This is a genomic window from Halobacillus shinanisalinarum (genome assembly GCF_022919835.1).
In the GTDB taxonomy this organism is placed as follows: Bacteria; Bacillota; Bacilli; order Bacillales; family Halobacillaceae; genus Halobacillus_A; species Halobacillus_A shinanisalinarum.
Window position 1 is genome coordinate 2,694,989 of sequence record NZ_CP095074.1, and the last position, 26,027, is coordinate 2,721,015.

20 protein-coding genes and 3 pseudogenes are annotated in these 26,027 nt (G+C 40.8%); 15 read left to right on the forward strand and 8 right to left on the reverse strand.

Annotated elements, in window-relative coordinates; translation table 11 throughout:
- Positions 1–21 precede the first annotated feature (21 nt).
- The 4 genes from MUO14_RS13535 (at position 22) to MUO14_RS13550 (ending at position 4,972) form a co-directional block, all read left to right on the forward strand.
- Positions 22–945, forward strand: coding sequence for an exonuclease domain-containing protein (locus MUO14_RS13535; RefSeq protein ID WP_244751193.1), 924 nt, complete (start codon positions 22–24; stop codon positions 943–945).
- A 439-nt stretch (positions 946–1,384) separates the two neighbouring features.
- Positions 1,385–2,242, forward strand: a complete 858-nt coding sequence (locus MUO14_RS13540) for an aminoglycoside phosphotransferase family protein (protein ID WP_244751194.1) — start codon at positions 1,385–1,387, stop codon at positions 2,240–2,242.
- 1,197 nt (positions 2,243–3,439) lie between these two features.
- Positions 3,440–3,673, forward strand: coding sequence for a ferredoxin (locus MUO14_RS13545; RefSeq protein WP_244751195.1), 234 nt, complete (start codon positions 3,440–3,442; stop codon positions 3,671–3,673).
- A 66-nt stretch (positions 3,674–3,739) separates the two neighbouring features.
- Positions 3,740–4,972 (forward strand): cytochrome P450, encoded by a 1,233-nt coding sequence (locus MUO14_RS13550; protein ID WP_244751196.1) that lies wholly within the window; start codon positions 3,740–3,742, stop codon positions 4,970–4,972.
- A gap of 72 nt (positions 4,973–5,044) precedes the next feature.
- Here MUO14_RS13550 and MUO14_RS13555 read toward each other — a convergent pair whose 3' ends face one another.
- The 3 genes from MUO14_RS13555 to MUO14_RS13565 form a co-directional block, all read right to left on the reverse strand.
- The gene (locus MUO14_RS13555) at positions 5,045–5,929 is read right to left on the reverse strand and encodes a TetR/AcrR family transcriptional regulator (RefSeq protein WP_244751197.1); all 885 of its coding nucleotides are present in this window, start codon (positions 5,927–5,929) and stop codon (positions 5,045–5,047) included.
- A 238-nt stretch (positions 5,930–6,167) separates the two neighbouring features.
- Positions 6,168–6,755, reverse strand: a complete 588-nt coding sequence (locus MUO14_RS13560; protein ID WP_244751198.1) for a TolB family protein — start codon at positions 6,753–6,755, stop codon at positions 6,168–6,170.
- Positions 6,756–6,809: 54 nt separating this feature from the next.
- The gene (locus MUO14_RS13565) at positions 6,810–7,133 is read right to left on the reverse strand and encodes a PadR family transcriptional regulator (protein ID WP_244751199.1); all 324 of its coding nucleotides are present in this window, start codon (positions 7,131–7,133) and stop codon (positions 6,810–6,812) included.
- A 291-nt stretch (positions 7,134–7,424) separates the two neighbouring features.
- Between MUO14_RS13565 and MUO14_RS13570 the strand changes: the two genes are divergently transcribed.
- The 5 genes and pseudogenes from MUO14_RS13570 to MUO14_RS13590 all read left to right on the forward strand — a co-directional run bounded on the left by MUO14_RS13570 (position 7,425) and on the right by MUO14_RS13590 (position 12,788).
- Positions 7,425–8,246, forward strand: a complete 822-nt coding sequence (locus tag MUO14_RS13570) for an ABC transporter permease (protein WP_244751200.1) — start codon at positions 7,425–7,427, stop codon at positions 8,244–8,246.
- A 22-nt stretch (positions 8,247–8,268) separates the two neighbouring features.
- Positions 8,269–9,047 (forward strand): annotated as a pseudogene (locus tag MUO14_RS13575) (ABC transporter ATP-binding protein).
- Positions 9,048–9,070: 23 nt separating this feature from the next.
- On the forward strand, positions 9,071–10,183 hold the full coding sequence (locus MUO14_RS13580) for an ABC transporter substrate-binding protein (protein WP_244751201.1): 1,113 nt from the start codon (positions 9,071–9,073) through the stop codon (positions 10,181–10,183).
- Positions 10,184–10,414: 231 nt separating this feature from the next.
- Positions 10,415–11,388: pseudogene (locus MUO14_RS13585) on the forward strand (bile acid:sodium symporter family protein).
- 197 nt (positions 11,389–11,585) lie between these two features.
- The gene (locus MUO14_RS13590; protein WP_244751202.1) at positions 11,586–12,788 is read left to right on the forward strand and encodes a S8 family peptidase; all 1,203 of its coding nucleotides are present in this window, start codon (positions 11,586–11,588) and stop codon (positions 12,786–12,788) included.
- 359 nt (positions 12,789–13,147) lie between these two features.
- Here MUO14_RS13590 and MUO14_RS13595 read toward each other — a convergent pair whose 3' ends face one another.
- Positions 13,148–13,510 carry a hypothetical protein gene (locus MUO14_RS13595; RefSeq protein ID WP_244751203.1) on the reverse strand — a complete coding sequence of 121 codons (363 nt, stop codon included), beginning with the start codon at positions 13,508–13,510 and terminating at the stop codon, positions 13,148–13,150.
- A 137-nt stretch (positions 13,511–13,647) separates the two neighbouring features.
- Between MUO14_RS13595 and MUO14_RS13600 the strand changes: the two are divergent.
- A pseudogene (locus MUO14_RS13600) lies at positions 13,648–14,591 on the forward strand (MBL fold metallo-hydrolase).
- A gap of 212 nt (positions 14,592–14,803) precedes the next feature.
- On the opposite strand, the gene MUO14_RS13605 reads toward MUO14_RS13600, so the two are convergent.
- Positions 14,804–14,905: a putative holin-like toxin gene (locus MUO14_RS13605; RefSeq protein WP_318035963.1), complete on the reverse strand. Its 102-nt coding sequence runs from the start codon at positions 14,903–14,905 to the stop codon at positions 14,804–14,806.
- A gap of 240 nt (positions 14,906–15,145) precedes the next feature.
- On the opposite strand from MUO14_RS13605, the gene MUO14_RS13610 reads away from it, so the two are divergent.
- From MUO14_RS13610 to cydC, 3 genes are all read left to right on the forward strand, one after another.
- Positions 15,146–15,562: a DoxX family protein gene (locus MUO14_RS13610; RefSeq protein ID WP_244751204.1), complete on the forward strand. Its 417-nt coding sequence runs from the start codon at positions 15,146–15,148 to the stop codon at positions 15,560–15,562.
- Between the two features lie 640 nt (positions 15,563–16,202).
- The gene (gene cydD, locus MUO14_RS13615) at positions 16,203–17,936 is read left to right on the forward strand and encodes a thiol reductant ABC exporter subunit CydD (RefSeq protein WP_244751205.1); all 1,734 of its coding nucleotides are present in this window, start codon (positions 16,203–16,205) and stop codon (positions 17,934–17,936) included.
- Positions 17,933–19,651, forward strand: coding sequence for a thiol reductant ABC exporter subunit CydC (cydC, locus tag MUO14_RS13620; RefSeq protein WP_244751206.1), 1,719 nt, complete (start codon positions 17,933–17,935; stop codon positions 19,649–19,651). The genes cydD and cydC overlap by 4 nt, the downstream gene beginning before the upstream one ends.
- 196 nt (positions 19,652–19,847) lie before the next feature.
- Here cydC and MUO14_RS13625 read toward each other — a convergent pair whose 3' ends face one another.
- A complete protein-coding gene (locus tag MUO14_RS13625) occupies positions 19,848–21,080 on the reverse strand; it encodes a threonine synthase (RefSeq protein WP_244751207.1) in 1,233 nt (410 codons plus the stop codon).
- A 154-nt stretch (positions 21,081–21,234) separates the two neighbouring features.
- On the opposite strand from MUO14_RS13625, the gene MUO14_RS13630 reads away from it, so the two are divergent.
- Both MUO14_RS13630 and MUO14_RS13635 read left to right on the forward strand, forming a co-directional pair.
- Positions 21,235–22,947, forward strand: coding sequence for a DNA-binding protein (locus MUO14_RS13630; RefSeq protein ID WP_244751208.1), 1,713 nt, complete (start codon positions 21,235–21,237; stop codon positions 22,945–22,947).
- A gap of 153 nt (positions 22,948–23,100) precedes the next feature.
- Positions 23,101–24,228, forward strand: a complete 1,128-nt coding sequence (locus MUO14_RS13635; RefSeq protein WP_244751209.1) for an NAD(P)/FAD-dependent oxidoreductase — start codon at positions 23,101–23,103, stop codon at positions 24,226–24,228.
- 44 nt (positions 24,229–24,272) lie between these two features.
- Here the strand turns inward: MUO14_RS13635 and MUO14_RS13640 are convergent, their stop codons facing one another.
- Together MUO14_RS13640 and MUO14_RS13645 are read right to left on the reverse strand one after the other, a co-directional pair.
- The gene (locus MUO14_RS13640; protein WP_244751210.1) at positions 24,273–25,121 is read right to left on the reverse strand and encodes an STAS domain-containing protein; all 849 of its coding nucleotides are present in this window, start codon (positions 25,119–25,121) and stop codon (positions 24,273–24,275) included.
- A gap of 197 nt (positions 25,122–25,318) precedes the next feature.
- Positions 25,319–25,984 (reverse strand): type 1 glutamine amidotransferase domain-containing protein, encoded by a 666-nt coding sequence (locus tag MUO14_RS13645; RefSeq protein ID WP_244751211.1) that lies wholly within the window; start codon positions 25,982–25,984, stop codon positions 25,319–25,321.
- Positions 25,985–26,027 lie beyond the last annotated feature (43 nt).

Here is a 26,027-nt window from a genome sequence, read left to right on the forward strand (position 1 = left end):
AGATACATAGGGAGTGGGAGCATGAACTTTGTAGCAATAGATTTCGAAACAGCGAACACTTCTAGGTCTAGTGTTTGTTCGATTGGCCTAGTAGAATACGCAGATGGAGAACTTGTTGATGAATATTATAAGCTAGTAAAGCCGCGGCGAAACTTTTTCAATGGCATCAACACGAGCATCCACGGAATAACAGAAGAAGATGTCACAAACGAGAAGGAATTTAACCAACTATGGGAAGAGGAATTAAGAGGGAAGCTGGACGGTAAACTGGTCGTTGCCCATAATGCCAGTTTTGACATGAGCGTTCTTCGCAATGTGTTGGATGAATACCGATTACCATATCCGAATTTGACATACAATTGTACGGTAAACATTGCAAAGAAGACCTGGTTACACCTAGGTAGCTATAATTTAAAATCCCTTTCGCAATACTTAAATATCCAGCTTGATCATCACCATGCCTTGGAAGATGCCCAGGCATCAGCCATTGTACTATTAAAAGCCTGTGAATATCACGCAGCGTCGAATATAAATGAACTAATTGATAAAACAAAAACGACTAATGGTGCTATTTTTCCCTCTGGCTACAGGCCAGCACGTCTTGATAAGAAAAAAAGAACGGCCTCTGCCAAGGACCTAATTGCAGCAACCACAGAGTTTGATCAAACCCACCCATTCTATCAGTCAACCTTCGTCTTCACAGGTACATTGGAATCACTCAAAAGGAAGGATGCCATGCAACGTGTCCTTAATCTTGGAGGGTTCTGTAGTAATTCTGTTCATACAAGCACAAATTATTTAGTGATGGGAAGTCAAGACTACACTAGATATAAGGACGGTAAGAAAAGCAGTAAATTGAAAAAGGTGGAGCTATTGATTGAACAGGGGTATGAGATTGAAATAATGGCTGAAGATAAATTCTTAACCATATTAAATGGTAATTAGGTGTTTACTTGAAAAAGTTAGAGCTTATTACTTGGGGCCATTTATACAATAACTGCAATAACGTTTTATTTCGTAATTGGTAATTTTTATACGATTTACCAGTGTAACGATCATTTAAGGAATAGGTGCTTGTATGCTGGTATAGAGCTTCAATAGTCGGTGGTGTAGGGTATTACTTAGAAAAACATCTTATGTATTGTTGATTTTTCTTATGGGTTTAATCCTGCAGTTGGTTTTATATGGGTCAAGGAGTTGGGGCAACATCGTTGGTATTGCGCAAAATAGCACCTTTTGTCTAATGATAGTAAGCAGTCTTGTTTATCTAGTAGTGGGGAGAAGAAAGAGTAAAGAAAGGAATTACGCGTAAGTAAATTGAAGTAAAGGGGTGAAAGATAGAATAATATTTTTTTGGATATATTGCTAAAATAAAGGAGAATATATGAGCATCGAGAGTATTATTTCGGAACTAGTTAACAAAGGGGTAATCGATTCAAACTATGAAGAATATAAACCTTTAGTTGGCGGTACCTCAAGCCACTTGGGTGTTTTTCGTTATAGTGACGATACTAAGTTTGTTCTCAAGGTAAATGAACGAGAGGTTATAAAAGAAGAGGCTAATTTCCTAAATTATTATAGTAACATTCTTTTATTACCTAGGGTTCTTTATGTTGAACCATCATATGAATACATACTGTACTCCTTTATTGAAGGAGATACGAGTTATCCAAGGGAGAATAAGTCAGGAATTCTAAAGGAACTTGTGCGACGATTCATTAATCATTACGAGCCTGTTTCTTATTTTAAAGGACGGGGTTGGGCAGATGACCTATCGGTTACCTGGCAGGAGTTTCTTTTAGGCGAGTTCTATGAAGCCAAAAAGATTCTTGACTCAACTCTTGGTGAAAAGGAGTTTAATATTGTGCTTAGGCTAATCAATAACTCCAAAATGAGCCATATGGATAGACAACCCTTTCTTTTACATGGGGATTGTGGAGTTCATAATCTTTTGTTCAAGGAGAATAAGTTATGTGGTGTAATTGACCCGACGCCAATGATTGGAGATCCTCTTTTTGATTTAGTTTATGCCTACTGCTCTTCTCCGGATGATTTAACCATTGAAACGATAACATCAGCAACGGAACTGCTAGTTTCTAATACCAAAAGCAAGGAATGTATCTATGAAGAAGTACTTGTTGGATTGTACCTAAGATTGGCTAGGTGTACTAAACATCACCCCAAGGATTTAAACGAATATTTGAAGGCCTGGAGATATTGGAAAGAAATTGTATATGGATAGAGATTAGATTAAACGTTACGTCTGTGCTGAACAATTGCTGAAAACTATACGGATGATACTTTTGTTGCTCCATAATTTTCTTAATCTACTACTTTGTGGAATAAGCGCATTAATAGTAGGTTGATTCTTTTTAGGAAAGTCACTTTGGCCAATTGTCTTTTTGATTATGACTATCACCTGGTTTCCATACCTATTGGATTTAGACTAACATTTCACTTCTTTCACTAATCTAATAATTTGCGGCTATTAACTTCAAATTAAGATCATCCGCAAATGGAATGATTGCATAAACTAAAATTCTGATTGTTCTATTAAAGGGGGCGCTTGTTGAACAAGGCGTCTTTATTTGAATTGGGATGCGTTTGCTACATAAATGCCTTGTCCCTTTCTTACTAGGGAGGTAAGCCTATAAGGTAACAAGGGGATCTGTAATGGAGTCTATAAATAACCCTCTAAAAAGTAAAGACGAGGGTCACACAGACGTTGCCACAGGACGTGGCGACCTTAGTTTGTGTTCCTTAAAATCGGACATTTACGATCAGTTAACCCCCTCGCTTAGCTTCTTATTTTCATGACGATACCTTTGGGGTTTTACTGACCGTTCATGCGGGATAAAATACTACCTAAACCCCACTGAAGTTTCACTTTATCATTTGGAGACTTTTTGAACATCCTCCTATAAATGGAGTCTTTATAATATTTGTTGGGTTCTATGACTAGCCTATGGATTTTTCCTGTTTCCCTACGTGGTTGCATTTTGTTAGAGGATTGTCTAGAAAGAGATGATCAGTAGGGAAATACGGCTTAGTCCTGTTAGTAATGAGAGTTATAGCAGGGCTTAGCGGTTGGTTAATAGGATTTATTCTATTAAGTGATTTTTTATTACATATTCCACAAAAGAGAAATAGATGAAGCTGATATAGTGATCTCTGATTATCTCTTTGTACCAGAAAGGCAATCAGCCACCCATTGGGAAATTGCTAGAATGAGATGTCAGCTCCACTTACTTGCTATAGGCATGAGTTTGTCTCAAAAACCATTCGTAAGGCTCATGATTGAGAGTTGATGAATATGCTAACCTATAAGTGACTAATGGTCAGTATAGGAACTTATGGGTCAAAATTCAGTGTTGCACTCCCTCAAAGAGAATCTGAAGCGATATTTGACGCGTGCAATGTTGAAAAAGGAGGTTTTACGATGGAAAAATATGCGATCATTAATCAAGAAACATGTATTGGATGTGGGAATTGTGAGGGACTAGCTCCAGACATTTTCGATTTAGATGAAGGTGGATTAGCGTTTGTGAAATTAGATCAGAATCGGGGAACCATTCCTATACCGGAAAATAAGGTTGATAATTTGGAAGAAGCCGTAGTGGAGTGTCCCACAGATTCAATCAAGGTAGCCGATCAGCCTTTTAACAATGGATGAGGTAATCGCTGGTCATCAGGTTAGGGTAATACTATATCCAAACTTTGAAGGGAGCTAAAGATCTTTATGAATAAAGAAGTAATTTCACTGAAAGAAGTCAAAAATTTTCAGACACGGTCAGAAGAATTTTTTCCACTTAATTGGTATGAAGAAATGCTCAATCATACTCCTGTTTATTTCCATGAGGAAACGGATACATGGCATGTCTTTAAGTATGAGGACGTTCAACAAGTTTTAAGTAACTATGAATTCTTTACAACTGAAGGGTCTAGAACCGCCATTTCCGTAGGAGCTAATAATAAAGAAGGAACGGCTCCTGATAAAGTCAACCTTGTAAGTGTAGATCCCCCGCAACATAGAAAGAAACGTTCCTTATTTGCCGCGGCTTTTACACCCCGCAGTTTAAAAAATTGGGAACCCAGGATTCAACGGATTGTGACTGAGCTTGTTGAAGACATACAGGAAGATTCTACTGTTGATATCGTTCAAGCATTGGCAGGCCCTTTACCTAGTATGGTTATTGCAGAGTTATTTGGGGTTCCCCTAAAAGATCAATCTCAGTTTAAACATTGGGTGGATATCCTATTTCAACCTTATGACGAAGAAAATGAGGAAGAAATTGAACAAAGAAAACAAACAGCAGCCAAAGAATATTACCAATACCTCTACCCCATCGTGGTTCAAAAAAGATCCAATCCATCTGAAGATATTATTTCGGACTTAATAAGAGTTGAAGTAGATGGTGAAACATTTACTGATGATGAAATTGTACGATCATCCATGTTGCTTTTAGGTGCAGGCGTTGAAACGACCAGTCATGCGCTGGCAAATACTTTTTATTCATTGCTTTATGATGATCCAAGCCTATATGAAGAACTTCGAAATGATTTAGATTTGGTTCCAAATGCTGTAGAAGAAATGCTTCGCTATCGTTTCCAGATTTCAAAGAGAGACCGTACCGTTAAACAAGACAATGATTTATTAGGTCCTGATCTTAAGGAAGGGGATGTAGTCGTTGCATGGATGAGTGCGGCCAATATGGATAAAGATATGTTTGACGATCCCTTCTCACTCAATATTCATCGTTCAAACAATAAAAAGCATTTGACATTCGGAAAAGGCCCGCACTTTTGTCTGGGTGCACCTTTGGCACGATTAGAATTAACGTTTGCCTTAAAGACATTTTTACAAAGATTTTCTCGTATCGAACCCGTGGAATCCTTTGATTTGGAGAAAAGTTTAACCGAGTCAGCTCCAGGTCAGTCCTTAACTCATCTTCCAATAAAAGTGTATAAATAGCACGACAATCACAAAAGGCAAAGGTGAAGTCACAGCTTCGCCTTTGCCCTTTGACCAAATACTTCATTGCTTCTAATTCATCTGTAGACTGTCGGCAAGCTTTACCCTTGTCTCCTTTAGCGAATCAATCGGTTCAAGGTTATGAAGCATTCCCTTTAGAATAGCGGTTCTCGGTTTCATGTTCATCAGTTCCTGTTCCATGATGGTCAGGGACTGAACCGCTTCGTCTTTTTGTACTTCAAGGATCGACTGGGTTTTTAGTTGGTTCTTCATTAGCTTAATCAATTCAAAAGGATGGACCTTTTCTTCATTAGCTTCTTCTAAGTATAAAGACCATAAATTTTCGTTCATTAATGGTTCAACATCATTATCCAATAGCCCTTTGATCATAAAGTCAATTTGTGTCATTAAAAACCGAACGACTTTTTTAATAGGTAAAGGAAACTGCTTCAAGACGATCAGTTCCATGTATTGTTTGATCATTCCTATGAACAAAAACGCCCCATCGGCTCCGTAGGGTTTAATTTGATTTCCATAGATTTTGATTAAATATTGCTCAAACCATCTAACCTGAGCAATATTTTGTTGATGCAAATAGTGATAAATATTCTGATCCGACAGACCCGAAAGTTCCTGTTCTTGTAGTCTATAGAACTCTTGATTTTCAATATAATGGCCTAATTTGATTTCAATTTCTTTCATGAATTTCTCTGTTGTAGACAAAGAAGTATCTTCCTCAATAAGCATAATTTGATCTTCAATATATTGAAAATAATATTGAAGAATATTTAAAAGCAAATCCTCCTTTGACTTAAAGTACACATACAGACTCCCCTTAGAAATGCCGCAAATATCAGCGATTTCCTGCATAGATGTCCGATTGTAACTTTTGGAAGAGAAAAGCCTCATTGCCGTTATTAAAATGTGTCTTTCTTTATCAGAATCTTTCCTTCTCATTGGAATCCCACCTTGTACGATTGCCTAAATCACGGTTATGATGAGCCATAGATTTGTTGAATCCATCATAACACATAGCTTTTTAGATAAGAAAAATGTTCATCAGTACTGAAAACAGTCTGATACTAAGAACGGGCGCCTTTATGGAATATTAGTGCAAACTTAACCTCCCACTGTACATGATCTCATCAAAATCATGTACAGCGGGAGGTTCTAATATATTGCTATAATAAACACATCATTCAGGTATCTCAATAATAATTTCCTTTCGTTCGCCTCCCTTCTTGCTGACTCTCCAGTATTCATAATCCGGATGACCACCGGCAAAATTCTGGTCGACCGTGACCAGTAATTCTTCGCCATTAGGGAAGAAGGCAGGTTCTGTGACGTGCTCTTGGAAGTTTGTAACCTGTTCAACATTTTCCCCGTTCGCTTTCATTGTGAAGACTTCATATTGAAAGGTTCCATTGTCTGATGTTGTGGCCACGTCCGAAAAGACGATCGTACTCCCATCTGGGGAGAGGGCGGGGGAACCGGCAATCGGTTTATCCCCAGCACCTGATTCGTACTCGGGCCCTGGCATAATCGTCTCCACTTTCTTATTTTTTAAATTCAGTCGTTGTATGATGTCTTCTCCGTTATAGAGGGAATACATTAAGTACTTTCCATCGTCTGTGACTTGCAAGGATGATAGGCTATAGAGATTAAATGTGGTGATGCGTTCGGTTTCATAGGTGTCGAAATTCATTTTATGGATGTCATAATTCTGAGGATGTACCCCATCACCATTGTAATTCTCTTCGTAGCCACCAGCTTTTATGATCATCAGGAGGGCTTTGCATTTGATCCAAGATTCGATTTACATGCTTCTCCATACGATTCATGATAAGTCCTCCGACGTTTTCATAATCAGTTCATTCACACTCTTCCATTGGTCAAGCTTCTGATTAAGGACGGTGCGCCCTTCGTCGGTGATTTTGTAGTATTTCCTTCGTCCACTGGTTGTTTCTGACCAATACGAAGTTAACCATTCCTTTTTCTCCAATCTCTTTAATGCTGGATAGAGAGTTCCTTCACTCATGTTGTAAAGGTTTTTGCTCTGTTCTTTTAAGTGCTTGACGATTTCATAGCCATACATATCATGCTTTGAAACTAACCCTAGCATTAGAATATCGATGCTGCCTTTCATGATTTCTCGGTCCATGGTTTCACACCCTTACCAATATTTGTTGTGTACATTGTATAACGATGTACATCGTATAGCAAGGTTTAATGGGTGAATTGCCCAATTATTTTTCGTAGTTGTGATTTGAACAGATTCGTCAGTCTCTTGGTTGGTTCTGAGGTCTATCTAAAAAAGAAGGCCCTCGTATAAGCTTAGCTATTGGTAAACAGTCCATCTTTTTTTAATTCTGGCTATCTTAAAGTATTCCTTCAACATCTTTCACACTTATAGGCGAAAATACATATTATTTGCATAAAGAGGTGGTGAAGGATGAAGGAAAAAGATGTGAATATAGAACACGATCCTTTTGCAATCGAACAAGAAGAATGGAAAAAAAGACAAATAAGAGGTCGGTTTAAACAAATACTTACCATATCATCGCCGATTTTCATCTTAATTTTATGGGAGTTTTTATCTAGAACTGGCTTAGTCGATGCGAGGTTTTTTCCACCGCCAACAGAAATAGTTGGAACGTTTGTGACAATGACAACGAGTGGCGAATTATTTAACCATATTGGAATTTCGTTATTTAGAATATTCGCTGGATTTTTACTGGGTGTGATCCCTGGAGTCGTACTTGGTCTGTTAATGGGCTTATACTCACCACTGCGGCATTTCTTTTCTCCGCTCGTGATGGCTCTCATGCCTATTCCAACGTTGGCGTTATTACCAATTATTTTAATCATATTTGGGATTGGTGAAACTTCCAAAATTGTAACGATTGCGGGAAGTGTGTTTTTTCCAGTTGTGATTAATACGGTAGCCGGGGTTATCAATATAGATCGAATTTATTTGGATGTGGCAAAAAATTATGGGGCAAACTCTAAGGATTTTTTCTTTAAAATTGCTTTGCCTGGATCCCTTCCTGTAATGATTGAAGGAATTCAAATGGGGCAGGCCATTGCACTGCTGACGATTGTCGCAGCGGAAATGATGGGGGCTAATTCTGGTATAGGCTACTTAATTTGGACCTCATACAGTGCCTTTTTATTAAAAGAAATGTATGTGGGGCTTGTGCTCATTTCGTTTTTCGGCTATCTGTTTTCACTTGTTTTAAGAGGATTTCAGAAGAAGCTGCTGCCATGGAGGTAGCTGATGGGAGGGGAGCTATTCAATGGATGAAAAGCCTAAAATTTCGATTCAAAATTTGACGAAAGCCTTTTATAAGAAAGACAGTAGTGTGACAGCTCTAGAGGATATCAACATAGATATTAAGGATGGAGAATTTGTCTGTTTGATTGGGCCTAGTGGGTGTGGGAAGACGACGTTACTGCGTATTCTGGCGGGGTTGGAAAAACCAAGTATCGGTGCATTTAAGATCGCACAAGGAAAAAAAGATCGGCCGCTACAATCAATGGTCTTTCAGGAGCGAGGGGTTATCCCATGGTTAACGGTAGAAGAAAATGTGGCCTTTGGTCTCAAGATGAGGCATTTACCTAAGCCTATTGTAAAGGAACGAACCGCTTATTATTTAACAAAAGTCGGCCTTGATAAATTTGCAAAACTTTATCCCAAGGAGTTATCAGGGGGATGAAACAGCGGGTAAGTATTGCCAGGGCCTTTGCAAATGATCCGGAAATTTTATTAATGGATGAACCCTTTGGTGCACTCGATGAGCAAAATAAATTTATTCTGCAGGAAGAATTATTAAATATTTGGTCAGAAACAAAGAAGACAGTTCTTTTTATTACACACAGCATTGATGAAGCTTTGTTACTTAGTGACAGAATTTTATTGATGAGCTCCCAGCCTGGCAAAATTATTGATGAAAAAGTGATAGATTTACCAAGGCCAAGAAATATGGAGCAAGTGCGTGCAGATCCAACTATGGCCGACAACTTTGTGGAAATTTGGAATCACCTGCACGATGAGGTGCAAGGATCAAGACTTTAGGAAGGTAAGAGAGGGGTTCCACTATGAGGAAATTGAATATCTTATATTTCATTCCGTTGTTATTGTTCATTCTTGTAATAGGTGGTTGTTCATCAGGTCAGTCGGATAAAACTGACGATAATGGTAATGCTGGTGATGAGGGAATCAATGAGGTAAGTAAGGATAATCCTTCAGGTGATTTGGCACCACTTGACGAAACGGCGTCCGTCGTGATTGCTGAGGATGGGTCGGCATCAGGAGCGGGTTTTTATATTGCTAAAGAAAAAGGTTACTTTGAGGATTACAATATTGAAGTGGAGTTCGCTCAATTCTCAAACAGTGATGATATGCTCCCTGCCTTAGCCTCTGGTGAAGTGGATATTGCAGGAGGGGTTTCGACAGCATCCTTTTTCAATGCGATCGCTCAAGGAATTGACGTCAAAATTATTGCTGATAAAGGGCACAATATAAAAGGAGATTCTTACTTCTCTTTTGTCATTAGTAAAGAATTGGAGGACGAAATAAAGGAGTATGCTGATTTTAAAGGTAAAAGCATAGCGGTCTCCACCAAGAACGCGGTTGATGAGTATATTTTCCACAAAATGTTAAACCATGCAGGGTTAACAGAAGAGGATGTCGAGTTTGTGCTCATGTCTGATTTTGGAAACATGTTAGCATCAGTTGGCAACGGTTCGGTTGATGCCGCCCTTCAAATTGAGCCATTAATTACGCAAGGTAGTCAACAAGGGATCCATACCCGCTTTGGTAACACAACGGACTATGCACCAGAGGCTCAGATCGCCATGGTACTTGGATCACCTAAATTTATAACGGAAGAAAAAAACATTTCCTTACGATTCATGGCTGCTTATTTAAAAGGGGTCCGCGACTATAATGACGCCTTTATAAAAGGGGAAGGCAAGGATGAAGTGATCCAGATCATGACTGAATACACAGCATTAAAGGATCCTGAATTGTGGGAGAATGTTGCTGTTACAGGATTAAATCCTAATGGTGAAATGTTCGTCGATGATATTAAGAGTCAGTATCAAATGTATAAGGACAACGGAGCGATCAGCGGCGAGTTTGATTTTGAAAAAGCCATTGATACGTCGGTAACAGAAAAGGCAGTGGAGATACTTGGAGAATATGAATAATATTCCAAAATAATATTTATAGTTGGAAAGGAGAGGCAAAATATTATCTATTGCCTCTTTTATTTGTTTAAAATAGTGGTATTGTTTGTATTTTAAGTTTAGAAACTACCTTTAGCAAGGTGACAAGGATACTTTAATAGAAAGACAGCGTTCTTCATTTCGGAAAAAGACGAGGTAGGGACGTTTTTAAATTTGCTTGAAAATCAATTTTGACATAGAGGAGCAAGGTCAATGCTGCAAACATTTAATACACACCTACAAAAATTAATGCCGTATATCACACCAATCTCTGTCGTCATTGGTGTGATCTTTGCTGAGTGGCTTAGTTTGTATGTTTTTCTCGTGCCATGGATCTTTGCATTTATGACTTTTTCGGGGAGCCTTGGCTCTAACTTTCGTGATTTGAAGAATGTCCTGCGCAATCCTATGTCGATGTTTGTGTGCTTAATTGTTCTACATTTTATTATGCCGCTCATTGCGCTAGGGCGGGGGCGTTAGTATTTCCGAACGACACCTACACGACAATGGGGCTTGTCCTATCATTTGTCATTCCAACGGGGATTACCAGTTTAATTTGGGTTTCTATTCATAAAGGCAATGTCATGTTAACTCTGTCTATTATTCTAGTGGACACGTTACTTGCACCTTTCATTATTCCGTTGATGCTGCAATTATTAGTTGGAAGTGCAGTGGATATAGACAGCAGAGAAATTGTGACAGGGCTGTTGTGGATGATCGTCATTCCCTCACTAATAGGAATGTTTGTTAACCAATTTGTGAAAAAGGAGGTAACGAGATCACTTGAGTCTAACCTTGCCCCTTTTACTAAATTAGGGATAGGTACAGTTGTGGCTATTAATAGTTCAGCCGTTGCCCCTTTTTTAAAAAATATTGACGGAAAGTTACTGTTAATCGCCCTAACCGTGTTTGTTCTTGCAGTTTTGGCTTACACAATTGGTTATCTGTCAGGGAAGCTGATTAAATCAAACCAACGTACTGTAGTATCCCTCACGTTTAATAGTGGAATGAGGAATATTAGTGGGGGGGCGGTTATTGCGATCACCTATTTCCCAGCAGCTGCAGCTGTTCCGGTGATTGTAGGAATGTTGTTTCAACAAGTATTAGCCTCGTTTACAGGGAGCCTTATAAGTAAACTTTCGCTTCATTCCACAGGAAAAGAAGCAGAGGTATATTATTTAGAATAGAATAGAAGGTAGATTAGAGCTCAGGGCTTAGGTTCCTGAGCTTTTGTCTTGGGCGTCTTATCAAATCTGCACAACACTATAACTAGATCAGCTCTTAAAGGTACTATATTCATATAATGTTTCCCAACTCTAAATAGCAGGAATTTGCCCTTTTTTAAGGGAATTTATTATATAACCCTAAAAAAGGAGGAATTTTTATGAAGTTCAAAGTTTTAGCAACATTGTCGCTCGCCGCTTCTTTGACTATTTTGCCGAATGTTGGGGATATTTCTGCGGAAAGTCAGATCAAGGCACCGGAAAAGTCGAAGGAAGTGAACACACAGGTTGAAAAAGGGGATTATGTTAAAGGTGAAGTCATCGTCAAGTTCAAAGACAAAGGGAAGAGCTCTCAGCAGAAAGCGTTAAAAGGAATGAATGCAAAGATTGCTGCCGATGAGGATGCTGTCGATTCTAACTTTAAAGTTTTGGAAGTTGGTAATGTAGAAGCTGTAGTTAAAGCACTAAATAATAATCCGAATGTAGAGTATGCTGAGCCAAACTATAATTTCAGTGCAACCTGGACGCCGAATGACTATTATTACAGTAGTGTACAATATGGACCACAAAATACTTATACTTCATCTGCATGGGATTATGCAAGAGGAAGCAGCAATCAAGAGATTGCGATTATTGATTCAGGGGTCGACTACAATCACCCTGACTTGAATGATAAAACAATTCGAGGGTATGATTTTGTAGATGATGATAATTACCCAATGGATGAAAACAGCCATGGTACTCACGTTGCTGGTACAGCTGCTGCTGAAACAAATAATTCAACAGGGGTTGCAGGTATGGCGCCGAATACTAGTATTCTAGCCGTTCGTGCATTGGACGCGAATGGAAGCGGTTCTCTTGCAGATATTGCTGACGCTATTCGTTATTCAGCTGATTTCGGTGCTGAGGTTATTAATCTATCATTAGGTTGTAATTGTGATACGCAAACATTAGAAAACGCAGTGAATTATGCTTGGAATAGTGGTTCCGTAGTGATTGCCGCAGCTGGTAACAGTGGGGTGTCAACAACTTTTGAACCGGCTTCTTATGCAAATGCGATTGCTGTAGGTGCTGTTGACAGTAACGATCGCAAAGCCTCTTTTTCTAACTTTGGGACATGGGTAGATGTAACAGCTCCAGGTGTTCAAATTGCTTCAACTGTTCCGAATAATGGATACGCTTACAAATCCGGAACATCTATGGCCTCTCCTCACGTAGCCGGACTTGCAGGGCTGTTAGCGGGTCAAGGAAGAAGCAATTCTCAAATCCGTGCAGCGATTGAAAATACAGCTGACCCGATTAGTGGGACAGGGTATAACTTCGAACATGGTCGCATTAATTCATTAGATGCTGTAAGATATTAGAATCTAATAAAAGAGAAGCCCGGAACTATTGAGTTCCGGGCTTCTGTTATTTAGAAAAAGTTTAGTAGTACTATTCAAAAATGAAAAGGATCCTACTTAATCAGGAGAGTCCTTCATTTTTACCCAACATTCACTTATATGGGAATCTTATAGAAGTCCGCCTAGAAAGCCAACTTCATCTAGAAAGTTGTCTAAGGTAATATTTTCAGGCTCCTAATCAGCTTGTCCATAACACTGTCCGGGGTATACAGACTTAAAATGACTCATCTTAATACTTTTGTATTAATCTAATTGTTACGGTGCTACTATTTGTGTAGCCCGACAACCTAAAAAAGGAGAGAAGCATATGGCTCTCTCCATTAGTAATAAGGATAGTAGGGGGAGTACGGTCGATAGTAAGGATAAAGAGCTAAACTTGCCAGGGCTGCCAGTGGAAAAGCCAGTCTTCTAAAGCGGCGTCCTCTTCGTCGTCCATAGCCATATCCGTAATCATTGAACTGTCTGCTTTCGACCTCATTGCCATTATCATCAACCATGACATCTTCACTGACTAGCACTGTTATCCCGTCATCATTTACATTCACAATGATCCCATCAATAGAAGCACCGTCTGAAAGTGTAATTAACACGTGATAGTACTTATACTTCTCACATTTGCTGTAGGTAGGTTTTTCGTGACCATGCCCATAGCCATACCCATACATGTTTCGATCTTCGGCCATTTGTCATCCTCCCTTTACAAAAACATGATACGCACCTAGTTTTAAAGTGTTACAAAATGTTGGATGAAGCCTTAATCCTTAAAATCTAATCCAGTTTTTAGTAAACTAATAATATCAATAAAGGTGAGGTGATTTTGTTGGAAAAGAAAGCACCGATTGATCTTGGTAACCGAATCCACTTAATTGACGGGTTTGACCTGGGCCTGCCTGGACGAACAGGTACATATGTATTGAAGGAGGAAGAATTAACTCTGGTCGAGACGGGGCCGAGTCCATCTGTTCCACATGTGCTTGAGGGACTAAAGGATCTAAATTTGGATCCTGTGGACGTGAAGTATATTATTTTAACGCATATTCATCTTGATCATGCTGGTGGGGCAGGATTGCTGTTGAATGCATGCCCGCAGGCACAGGTGATTGTTCACAAACGTGGAAGTCGTCATCTATCTGACCCTTCACGGCTGATTGCGGGGCACAGGCAGTCTATGGAGAGTCATTTAACGACTTGTTTGATCCGATTTTGCCAATTCCTGAAGATCGTTTGCTGATTAAAGAAGATGGCGATACGCTGACAATAGGGGCGGATTGTACACTCACATTCCTTGATACACCTGGTCATGCCAAGCACCATCTAGGCATCTATGATCCGGTGAGCAATGGCATTTTTACAGGTGATACAATTGGCATTCGCTATCATCAAACAGAGGATCACGGTTTAACCTTTTATTTACCGTCGACGTCTCCTAACCAGTTTGATCCAGAGGCGATGCAGCAGTCGATGAGTCGGGTTAGAGATATGAATGTAGATCGTATTTATTTTGGTCACTTTGGTGAGTCGACGGAACCGGAACGGGTATTTATGCAAGTATCTGAATGGATTCCTGTTTTTGTTGCCGCAGCTGAAGAATCCTTTAAGAATGGTAATGGAGCGGAAGGTACACAACTTCGTTTACTTGAAGAAGTTTCGGGTTATCTGAGGGAACAAGGTATTCCTGATGATCACTCTGTTTACGAAATACTGAAGCTTGATTTTGAAGTGTGTGCGATGGGGTTGATGGATTATTTGGAGAAGATTAAATAAAGGGTTCTAGCAAAGCCATAGGAACGTAAAACACGTCTTCGCTCCTATGTGTGTAAATGGTTATGGTTCATGGTATAATGACTTAAAGAAAGATATATAATAAAAAAGGGTGCAGCTGTCACTGCAACCCCTTCGATAATGGTTCCCCCAGGGGATCAGCTATTCTGGAGAATAGACCTCACCCAATCAACTTTGGCGGTTAATAGGGAGGTCTATTTTTTATTGATCAATTTAATGATCAATGCGAGCAATGCAATCAAAAACGTTCCAAATGAAAATAAAACCATCAGAACTTCATACATGCTAATAGGCATCACCCCCTCGCTGACGTGGGGTTAGCCGACCACCCTAAAAGGAACATTATCTGTTCATTATTATATCATATTTGATGAGGCAAACCCACCTAAAAAGAACATACGTTCCCTTTAGCTAGATTATGAGTGATTAAAAGTAAGTTGCTTTACTAAAGATACTAAATGCCTATTGACGGTGTACAAAATAATGCCTTACGATTACCTTTAATTATCAAACTATATTCAGGAGGTTTTCATGAAATGAAAAAAGAAGTAGGTGCACTAATTTTACGGCTAACAGTAGGTGTCATTTTCTTTTTCCATGGACTAGCGAAGTTTCAAGGCGGAATTGAAAATACGGTAAATATGTTCGCTGATTTAGGTTTACCGGGAGTTCTAGCTTACGTTGTAGCCTTCGTTGAACTTATCGGAGGGGTTGCCTTAATCCTTGGTTTAGGGACGAGGGTTGTATCTTTGCTTCTCGCAGTGATTATGGTGGTTGCTATTCTTAAAGTAAAACTTACGAATGGATTGCTTGGTACGGGACAAGCGGCTGGTTTTGAATTGGATCTTACTCTCTTGGCCATGTCTACCTATCTCATAATAAATGGGAATACATTATTTTCGGTCGATCAAATCTTATCTAAGAAATCAAATGACCAAAAAGCAGTGGCATAACTTATATGGGGGCTTCTCTATTAACAGAAGTTCTCTCTTTTATTCAGTCGCGGTTATATTAAGTCTGACGTAGGAGCGGTCTCTAAAGTTTAATTGTTACTATTAGTGCATAAGTTTTACCATTTTAAATGGAGCTGTCCTGGATGGGCGGTTCCATTTTTTTGTAGCTTAAAAAACTATAAGTGTGTGTTCAAAAAGTTGACGAATGAGAACGTAGACAAGATCGTCACCTCCTGTGACAACGTCGATACGAGCGCGTCTTGTGCATCGCAAGAAGTTCGAGGCGGAAAGTTTTGAGGACCACAGGGTATGCCTTTCCTACGTGAGGACCGGAAAAACCGAGCAACGAAGAAATGCGCCGTTTATCATTTGGTGACTTTTTGAACATACACCATCTTGTTGATAAGGTAAGGTAAGAGCAAACCTGTATGCAAGCTGGTTTTAATGGAAACTATGAGTAACAACGGTTTTTACTTACTCGTTCATTTTTTAAGTAGGGAAGTGGGTAAAGTATATGTAACGTGCTAAACTTTCATATAAAGGTCAATCCCAGAGTTAGATATTTGACAAGAAGTCTATTATAATAAGGATATTGTGAAATGTTTCACTAATTATTTTACGTTAGGAGATAGTGAGAGCTATGAAACATTTGAGTAAAATGGCTTTCGGACAAAGAAATATGATTACGTTGCTAGTTGTCTCCGCTATATGTATCGGTGCGATGATTGTTGGACAAGCGTATTTCTTTGTGACTATTGTCGATCGAATTTACCTTGGTGGGCAATCATTTGAGGAGATTATTCCACTATTAGCCGGATTATTACTAGTGATCATTGTAAGAACGTTGCTTACACATATGAATGGCCGTACAGGTGTAAAAATAGCTTCTAAAGCAAAGCGAGAGTTCAGGGAATCGTTATTAAGTAAGTTTTCTAGAAACCCTATTCAGGCATCGTTGAAGGGACAGTCTGGGCAGAAGGTAAGCGTACTAATGGACGCGGTGGACGAAGTGGATCCATACTTTAGCAGTTATGTTCCACAGATTATTCAGTCAACGATTGTTCCGCTGATGATTTTAATCGTCGTGTTTACCCAACACCTTAATTCAGGATTAATTATTATTGTGACTGCCCCGTTTATTCCCTTTTTTATGATTGTCATTGGGATGAAAACGAAGGATAAGTCAGAGGAACAAATGGATAAGCTTGCTGCTTTTTCGGGACGATTTTTGGACACATTACAGGGGTTAACGACATTAAAATTGTTTGGGCGATCCGTTCGTCAAAAGGGGAAAATACGTGAAAGCAGTATCGACTTTCGAGAAGCGACGATGGAAGTGCTGAAGATTGCGTTCGTCTCCTCTTTTATGCTCGAACTAATTTCGATGTTAAGTATCGGATTGATTGCCCTTGAAGTCGCCATTCAGCTTGTTGTCTATGAAAGTATTAGCTTTTTTACAGCGTTCTTTATATTAGTGTTAGCCCCTGAGTTTTTTGCGGCATTAAAGGATTTAGGCAGTGCCTTTCATACAGGGCGAGGAAGTGCAGGGGCAGCGAAGAAAGTAACAAATGAATTGGAAGAACCTGAACAGGCGGTGCAATGGGGCGAGCAAGAATTGCAAAGCGCTGGCAAGCCTCCTGTAATTGAATTACGGAATTTAGCCTTTAGCTACGGGGAAGACCGTTTTACGTTAAATCATATTCAAACGAGCATCCCTGCTTACGGCCAAATTGCGATTGTCGGAAGGAGTGGGGCAGGAAAGACAACCTTGCTTCATATGATGGCTGGACTTGTAAACCCAACTGAAGGCGAGATAGCCGTTGAAGGTCAGCCTCTGTCTAGTTATAAAGAGCAAGAGTGGTTTGATCAGTTGAGTTATATTTCCCAGCATCCGTATTTATTTTCCGGAACGATTGCCGAAAATATTGCGATTGGCGGTAGAAACGAGGCTTCACGAGCTGAAATTGATGCAGCCGCAAACAAGGCTGGACTTTCTGATTTAGTTGAGAGACTTGCAAATGGGTTGAATACTTCCGTCGGTGAAGCAGGCCGTGGACTTTCCGGGGGTGAGCAGCAGCGGGTTGCGATTGCCAGAGCTTTTCTGAAACGACCATCTGTCATTCTATTTGATGAACCGACAACAGGGCTCGACCTGCAAACGGAGCGAATTTTACAAGAATCGATTAATGAATTGTCGAAAACCTCAACAGTAATTACAGTAGCACACAGGCTGCACACGATTAAACGGGCGGACAACATCCTATTTTTAGATCATGGCCAATTGGTTGGTCAGGGAACGCACGAAGACTTGATGCAATCCGTTTCAGAATACCGGAACATGGTGTCTGCACAGCAAGGAAGTGATGCATCATGAAGGATTTAGCTATTGTGATGAAACTTGTAATTAGAGAGAAAAGAGACATTCTTCTGTCTATCCTGTTCGGTTTTCTGGCAGGAATCACAGCTGTCGGCTTGTTTGGGGCTAGTGGCTATTTAGTGTCAAAAGCAGCCCTCACTCCGCCGCTGTACACTCTTATTGTTGTCGTATCTATCGTCAAATTGCTGGGGTTCGTAAGGGCAATCAGTCGTTATGCCGAACGCTATTTCTCCCACCGGGCTACGTTCACAATTTTAAGCCATTTGCGTGTTTCTTTTTATGAAAAATTGGAGCCGCTAGTGCCAAGCATTTTTCAAAAGTATCGAAGCGGGGATTTGCTTGCCAGAATCGTAGGAGATGTAGAGAGTCTGCAAAACTTCTTTCTACGCGTGTTTTACCCGCCGATCGTGCTCGTGATCGTCTTCCTAAGTACGATCGTATTTACCGTTTTTTATTCTGTTTCTATCGCGCTCGTTCTCCTTGGCGGGCTACTGATTACAGGGTTTGTTGTGCCATATTTATTTGCTCTTAGGCAGAGGAGCATAGACGCGCAAGTTCGTGAAGAACGCGGAAGCTTATCAACGGAATCGACAGAGCTCTTGTATGGTTTTAGGGACTTGAAAATTTATCAAAAACTTGTGGAGAAAGAGGCACAGTTAAAGCGATCTTCAGGTCATTACATTCAGGAGCAGGAAAAAGAGGGGATTCACGCCTCGTTTAGTCATGCAATGAATACAATGGTGTCGTTAATTGTATCCTGGATTGTACTGGCCCTGGGCGTTTACCTCGTCACAGAAGGACAATTGGATGGCATTTTCCTCGCGATGCTCGTAATGATTTCATTAACCGTTTTTGAAAATACGACGCCAATGGCTGTATTTCCGCTTCACTTAGAAGATAGCCGCCGTGCATCGAATCGCCTTTTCTCAGTTGTTCGGAATCATGATGGAGTCGCTAAACAGACAAGTTCTATTCAGCTTCAAGGGGGAGAAGCTTATTCCATTGATATGCAGGATGTGAACTTCACGTTTCCTAGGGAAGCAAGACCAGCCCTGGAAAATGTGAATTTGCAATTGCCTGCAGGGTCAAAAACGGCGATCGTCGGTCCTAGTGGGTCCGGCAAATCAACGTTGCTGCAGCTTTTGTTAAAAGTACAGACAGTCGATTCCGGTGAGATCAGGATAGGGGAAACACCTCTTGCATCGGTTGAACAAGAAAGCCTTTGGCAAAACACGAATGTTATCTTGCAAGAGAACCATTTTTTCTACGGTACGATTAAAGAAAACTTGTTGATTGCGCGAGACGATTTGGTAGACGAACAGTTAGAGGCAGCTCTTGCTAAAGTGGATTTAGATCACTTTAATTTATCAGATCCTGTGTTGGAAAAAGGTGCGAATCTCTCTGGCGGGGAGAAACAGCGCTTAGCTATGGTACGGGCAATGCTCAAGGCAGAGCGTTTGTGGATCTTAGATGAACCAACTTCCTCTGTTGATGCACTGACAGAAACAGCGATTTATCGGCATTTATTTGAGCAAGCCAAGGAAGAAACGCTTATCCTTGTCAGCCATCGTCTCACAGGTCTTGAAAAAATGGATAAGATTGTTGTCATCGAGAATGGGAATATTATGGAAGAGGGGACTTTTGACGAGTTGATGGAAAAGCGGGGGTACTTTTATGAGATGAAGCAGATTGAGAAGAGTGTTTTTATGTAGAAAAATGCAGTTCGCGGGCAAATCTGCATATTAGCGGCTAATATAGATTTTATAGTGGCGAAACCTCGATTTTCGTGCTGGTAAAATTAGACCTACGAGTAACGTCAAAACTAGATTTCGTGCAATGATCGAAATTTACGTGCAAATAACTAGCGAAGCCACAGGTGATCTTCCAAACCTGTGGCTTTTCGCGCAGCTATTTAACAAAAGAGGAGTCTAATGGGAGAGAATCGCCTGGTTCTAGGACAGGAACCTCGACTTCAGCGGTATCAGGATATTTAATTCCAGCCCCGGTGTTAAGTACAACGACTTGTTCATCTTTCTCAATCCATTTTTGCTCCCTTAACTTGCGAGCAGCTAGAAAGGTAGCAGCACCTTCCGGACATACGAAGGATCCTTCAAGGCTGGCGACCCGCTTTTGCTCTACAAGGATCGCTTCCTCCTCAACGGCGATCGCACATCCCTCTGTTTCATAGAGGGCATCGAGAATGAGAAAGTCGCCGATTGCTTTGGGAACGTTAATCCCGAACGCTTGGGTTTGTGAGTTTTCCCAAAAGATAGATTCTGTTTTCCTCTGTTTCCAGGCTTCCACAATCGGCGCACAGCCTTCTGCTTGTACAGCGACGAGCCGGGGCAGCTTTTGGCCTTCTAACCAACCGAGGGCCTGCAGCTCCTGTAATGCTTTATAAATACCGATGAGTCCAACGCCACCTCCCGTTGGATAAAGGATTACATCAGGCAGCTTCCAGTTGAGCTGTTCAGCGATTTCCAGTCCCATCGTTTTTTTACCTTCAATACGATAAGGCTCTTTCAATGTAGAGACATCGTACAAGCCGTGCTTCTGTACAGCTTCACCTACCATTTTTCCAGCATCACTGATCAATCCGTTTACTAGAAAAAGATTTGCCCCGGATAAAGCACATTCACTTCTCGTGATCGATGGAGCATCGACAGGCATGACAATGGTTGAGCTCATGTTGGCCCTCGCTGCATAGAGGGACCAAGCTGCTCCAGCATTCCCGTTCGTCGGCATTGCAAGGGATTTGACACCTAACTCTTTCGCTTTTGATACGCCAACGGCAGCTCCTCTTGCTTTAAACGCGCCGGTAGGGATAATGCCTTCATCTTTCATTATAAGGTGGGGGAGATCCATATCTTCGCCCAGAGCTGGCATGGGGAGGAGCGGTGTCATGCCTTCGCCCATCGTTGTAACGTGTTCCTCCGATTGGACGGGAAGCAGCTCGTGATAACGCCAAAGATCCGGTTTTCTCTGTGCTAGATCAGCAGGATTCCAGTCTTTCGCCAATTGATCTAGATCGTATTCCACAAGCAGTGGAGCACCGCAATCACATAGGTGATGAATCGCTTCCTTGGCATAGGTTTGCAAACATTTCGGACAGTATAAGTGAGAGATATAACTATAATTCAATGGGAATGCCTCCTGTATGAATAAGTTGCTTTCATATTATCATAGTATTTGGAAAATATTTATGAAAAAGGGTGTCTGCTATTTTTTTGAAACGAAAAGGGGGGCAACCCCGTAGTAAAGATAGCAACAAAATTCATACTTAGGAGAGAATATAATGACAGGAATATTTTTAACTGCTTTACTTCCATTTTTATTGTTTTTCTTATTAACGATCATTGCCGCCGTGCAAAATAAGACGAAATCAAGGGGGATCCTTCAAGGTTCATTTGGATTATTTATTATCGGATACATCATTGTTTTTCTTATCACTTATGTGTGGATGCCGGCAATTACCGTTCCGAACATGTTGCTTATGAATGCGCTCGTTGCAATTATTCTAGGGCCTGCTATGTATATAGGGGCTGGGGCTGCTTTTGATAAAAAAACTGCCCACAAATCAACGCCAGCGATTGTATTTTTCATAACAGCTCTAGCCATTGTAGCAGTCTTTGTCGTTGGTATTTTCTCAGTGAATCAAACATATGATTCAATTTCTAAAAAAGAGGAAGGGGAAGCACAGCCTTTAAATGAAGACAATACTCCGATTTCTGTAGCACCAGAATCGGCCCGGAACAAGGTGCAAAAGTCAATGAGTGTTGTTCCTAACACACAATTTTATGACTTAGGAAAACTTCAGGTTCAGGAGATCAACGGGGAAATTTCTTATGTAGCTCCGGTTGAGTTCACTAGTTTTTGGAGATATTTCCGTGGTAAGGAAACAGAGGGGTATTTTACGATTCCGGCAACGAACATAAATGCCCAGCCTGAGTTTGTCGAAAGTAACATGCGCTATACGAACTCAAGTTATTTCCAACATAATATCCAGCGTAAAGTTTATGGGAGTTATCCGAACTATATCCAAAGTGGAGAAGCGCAAATAGAAGTGGATGATGAAGGAAAACCATGGTATGTACAAACGATTTACAAGCCAATTCTGTTCACGAACCGCCCTGATCTGGATGAAGTAAAAGTAGCGGTTGTGGATCCAGTTACAGGTGAACTGAAAGCTTTTGATGCAAAACAAGCACCTGATTTCATTGAAGGATCGATTAGTTCCGAACTTGCAACGGAGGAAAATGAATACTTTGGGAAGTATGTTCATGGATTACTCAACTCTATTTTTGGTAAAAAGGATGTCAAAATTCCAAACGAGGCAGGCACAGAAAGCAGTGTAACACCGATCTTTGGAGAAGAAGGTGAGATGTATTACTTTACTGATATGGCTTCACCGAAGGAAAATATTGATTCGGCACTAGGGTACACATTGATCAATGCCAGAACAGGAGAGCTGACATACTATAACGGCAAAAAGAATAATGGCATTATGGACAGCAAAGGTGCCAGGCAAATTGTAAACAAACAATTTCCTGAGAAAAACTGGACCGGATCCATGCCCGTATTATACAACGTGGATGGCAGCCCTACATGGATCGTAAATGTGTTGGATCCAAACGGTTTATTTAAGCGATACGCTTATATTAAGGCAAATGACTCCGATTTTGCTGTATTTGGGGACACGGCTAAAGAAACGTTAAATGCCTATCGGTTGCAGTTAGCACAAGACCCAAGCAATGTAGAGGGCAGTGAAGGTGTTGAAACGACTGCAAAAGATGGGGTCGTCAATCGTGTGCTCGTTACGTCAACAGAATCCAGACAAGCTGTGCAATTCTTACTTGAAGGGGAAACAACAATATATACCGTGACGGTAAGTAAAGAACCGTTATCGATCTTCTTGCGTGAGGGAGATAACGTTCAATTGCAGGTAAGGATGAGGGGAAATGGAACTGCGACTGTCGAGAAAATGGTGATCGAAGGTTTGAATAACTAAATAATATTACGAAAAGGAGTCCAAAACCATTCGTTTTGGGCTCTCTTTGTGCGATAGACGTTCTAGTCGTTTCACGTGGAACACTTTGTGCCATATCCTCGCATCCTGTAGAATGAAGAAAAGATTAAATTTCAAACGGAAAAAGGTGTTTTTGTGAAAAGTTATATTGTTATTGGTTCAGGGGTCCTCGGTGCTTCTACAGCCTATCATCTGGCAAAAGCAGGAGCAGACGTGACCGTTGTTGATCGTCAGGATGTAGGTCAGGCGACAGATGCAGCGGCTGGGATTATTTGTCCGTGGCTGACAAAGCGTAAGAATAAAGCTTGGTATCGATTAGCCAAGGAGGGGGCGAAGTATTACCCCGCATTAGTTGCAGAGCTTGAGGCCGACGGAGAAAAAGAGACGGGTTACAAACGTGTCGGGGCACTCCGCCTGCATACGGATGAAGAAAAACTGGATGAAATGCTGGAACGAGCATTGGAACGAAGCAAAGATGCTCCAGAAATGGGCGAGATCACCCGACTTTCACCGGCAGAAACGCAAGCGATGTTTCCGCCGCTTGCTGAAGAATATGGAGCCGTCCATATGAGCGGAGCCGCTCGTGTAGATGGGCGTGCACTGAGAGATGCGTTGTTACGTGCAGCCAAACGAAAAGGAGCTGTTTTTGTAAAAGGGGATGCTTCCTTATTGGTTGAAGGTGGGCAGGTCAAAGGTGTGAAAACAGAAGCAGATACGCTGTATGCGGATCGAGTGATCGTAGCGGCAGGTGCATGGGCAAAAGAACTCGTTCAGCCATTAGGGGTGAATTTGCTCGTCCATCCGCAAAAGGCTCAAATTGTTCATTTGGAATTGCCGGAAACAAACACGAATGACTGGCCGGTTGTGATGCCGCCGACGAATAAATACTTGTTAAGCTTTGATGGGGGGAAGGTTGTCGTTGGGGCTACCCATGAAACGAAGGAAAAATTTGATTCGCGTGTCACAGCTGGGGGTCTACATGAAATTTTTAATAAAGTGTTAGCGATAGCTCCTGGATTGGATCGTAGTACGATGCTTGAAACGAGGGTAGGGTTTAGGCCATTTACGCCTGATTCTCTTCCTGTTTTTGGAGCTGTGCCAAACTTTGGCGGACTCTTTTTGGCTAATGGACTGGGGGCTTCAGGCCTAACGACAGGACCATATATTGGCGCTGAATTAGCAAGGATCGCTCTCGACAAACCAACGGAACTGGATGCTGATGATTATAAAATTGAGTTTGCCATAGCAAGTGAAAAAAAATAAGAACAATAAAAGCACAGCCTTTTTGAGGTTGTGCTTCGACATAATTAATGGTCTTTTATTAAGCTTAAGCCGACTTTTTTTAAGGCTTGTTCAAGATTGCGGGTAATACGCAGGTTTTTATACATGGGATCTTGACTCAAGTGGCTCATGGCCATATCAGGCCGTACCCCCGTAAGGACAGGTGTTACTCCCATAAGCTCAAGTGCTTTAATAATATCGGATAAATGGTTGGTAAATAAATCATCAAAACTTACTAAACCTGAGAGATCAAGGATAAAGTAATCGACATTCTTTTGATAAATGCGTTGAAGGATCGTTTCCAGCAGATGGTTGGAACGGTCTTCATTCACTATACCGATCAATGGAAGGACGACGACGCCTTCAGTAACAGGAACGATCGGGACAGACAACATATCAACACGCTGCTGCATTTGGTCCAAGCTGATAATATAGCCAAAGACTTTTCCAACGGAACGGAGAAAGCCGGCTTCCTTTTCTGTGAACTCTCTTGGTTTTTGATCCATTACACAAAGCGTACCGAATTCCTTATGTTCTTTATCATAGATTATCGTCCCCATGAAAGCTTGAATCTGTATATCTGGAGGAAGCTCTATGTTTTTGGCAATGGGATCTTGAGACATATTCGTTGATGTGAAAACTTTTCCACCTGTTTCGATGACAAATTGACAGTAAGTTTCCTCGTAATCGACTTTTACGTTTGCACCGAGAAGATGTTCTTCACGGTTATACGTTTCCATTACATTCACATAACCGTCTTCTTTCTTGGCAATGTAAACGGTGTTTACATCTAAAATTTGGCTGACATGCTCGAGGATTTCGTTTGCCGCTTCATTTACGGAAAGATAGTTAAGGTCAGTTGAGTGATTATACATTGCTTCATACCTCTATTCCAATATATCTTATATTTACTTAGGACGTCAGAAGAGTGGTAGTTAATAAGTATTAGTTTCTACATTAACATTTTTCACAGCATTATTGTAACACTTCTGTAACTTGATATAAATTCAAAAGTTACAGATAAGTGATAATGGGGAGAGCTGCAAGAATATAGCAGGTCTCCTGATCTCCATTATGCTTCATTTAGTTGATTCATAAGTTCTTTTGAAACGACCAGAGCGGATTGAGGATTTTGGCCTGTGATTAAGTTGCCATCTACTTCAATATGTTTAGCCCAATTGTCTTTTTTAATAAAGTTCGCCCCAAGTTCGCGCAACTTGCTTTCTAGCAGAAAAGGCATGTATTGATCTAAAGTAGTATCGGTCTCTTCGGCATCTGTGAATGAATTGATCTGCTTTCCTTTGACAAGTCGTTCGCCACTCGTTAATTTCACTCCGACTAACCCGGCAGGACCATGACAGACGGCAGCAACGGACTTGTCTGCCTCATACATGTCACGAGTGAGTTCTTGAAGCTTTTGATTGTCCGGAAAGTCAAACATGGTTCCATGTCCGCCTGGTAAAAAGATGGCATCAAAGGAATCAGCCGATAATGTATCGATGGCAACTGTGTCTTCAAGGTGCGGCTTCGTGTCGAGGATTTCCTGTGGTTCATCCTCGCTGACACTTCCCGGATCAACGGGTGCTTTTCCGCCTTTAGGGCTTGCTACAGTTACATCGAATCCATGGTTGTTAAATTCATTAAAGGGCTCCCCAAATTCTGACAACCAGATTCCTGTTGGTTTGTCTTTAGTAATCTTCCCATGGTTTGTGACTACCATTAGTATTTTCTTAGGCATTCAAATTACCCTCTTTTATGAAAAAGTCACTTCGATTTTGTAA

Bases quoted from the DNA above. Each gene is read 5' to 3' on its own strand.
- MUO14_RS13535 (WP_244751193.1), top strand. From the start codon at position 22: ATGAACTTTGTAGCAATAGATTTCGAAACAGCGAACACTTCTAGGTCT.
- MUO14_RS13540 (WP_244751194.1), top strand. From the start codon at position 1,385: ATGAGCATCGAGAGTATTATTTCGGAACTAGTTAACAAAGGGGTAATC.
- MUO14_RS13545 (WP_244751195.1), top strand. From the start codon at position 3,440: ATGGAAAAATATGCGATCATTAATCAAGAAACATGTATTGGATGTGGG.
- MUO14_RS13550 (WP_244751196.1), top strand. From the start codon at position 3,740: ATGAATAAAGAAGTAATTTCACTGAAAGAAGTCAAAAATTTTCAGACA.
- MUO14_RS13555 (WP_244751197.1), bottom strand. From the start codon at position 5,929: ATGAGAAGGAAAGATTCTGATAAAGAAAGACACATTTTAATAACGGCA.
- MUO14_RS13560 (WP_244751198.1), bottom strand. From the start codon at position 6,755: ATGATCATAAAAGCTGGTGGCTACGAAGAGAATTACAATGGTGATGGG.
- MUO14_RS13565 (WP_244751199.1), bottom strand. From the start codon at position 7,133: ATGGACCGAGAAATCATGAAAGGCAGCATCGATATTCTAATGCTAGGG.
- MUO14_RS13570 (WP_244751200.1), top strand. From the start codon at position 7,425: ATGAAGGAAAAAGATGTGAATATAGAACACGATCCTTTTGCAATCGAA.
- MUO14_RS13580 (WP_244751201.1), top strand. From the start codon at position 9,071: ATGAGGAAATTGAATATCTTATATTTCATTCCGTTGTTATTGTTCATT.
- MUO14_RS13590 (WP_244751202.1), top strand. From the start codon at position 11,586: ATGAAGTTCAAAGTTTTAGCAACATTGTCGCTCGCCGCTTCTTTGACT.
- MUO14_RS13595 (WP_244751203.1), bottom strand. From the start codon at position 13,510: ATGGCCGAAGATCGAAACATGTATGGGTATGGCTATGGGCATGGTCAC.
- MUO14_RS13605 (WP_318035963.1), bottom strand. From the start codon at position 14,905: ATGCCTATTAGCATGTATGAAGTTCTGATGGTTTTATTTTCATTTGGA.
- MUO14_RS13610 (WP_244751204.1), top strand. From the start codon at position 15,146: ATGAAAAAAGAAGTAGGTGCACTAATTTTACGGCTAACAGTAGGTGTC.
- cydD (WP_244751205.1), top strand. From the start codon at position 16,203: ATGAAACATTTGAGTAAAATGGCTTTCGGACAAAGAAATATGATTACG.
- cydC (WP_244751206.1), top strand. From the start codon at position 17,933: ATGAAGGATTTAGCTATTGTGATGAAACTTGTAATTAGAGAGAAAAGA.
- MUO14_RS13630 (WP_244751208.1), top strand. From the start codon at position 21,235: ATGACAGGAATATTTTTAACTGCTTTACTTCCATTTTTATTGTTTTTC.
- MUO14_RS13640 (WP_244751210.1), bottom strand. From the start codon at position 25,121: ATGTATAATCACTCAACTGACCTTAACTATCTTTCCGTAAATGAAGCG.
- MUO14_RS13645 (WP_244751211.1), bottom strand. From the start codon at position 25,984: ATGCCTAAGAAAATACTAATGGTAGTCACAAACCATGGGAAGATTACT.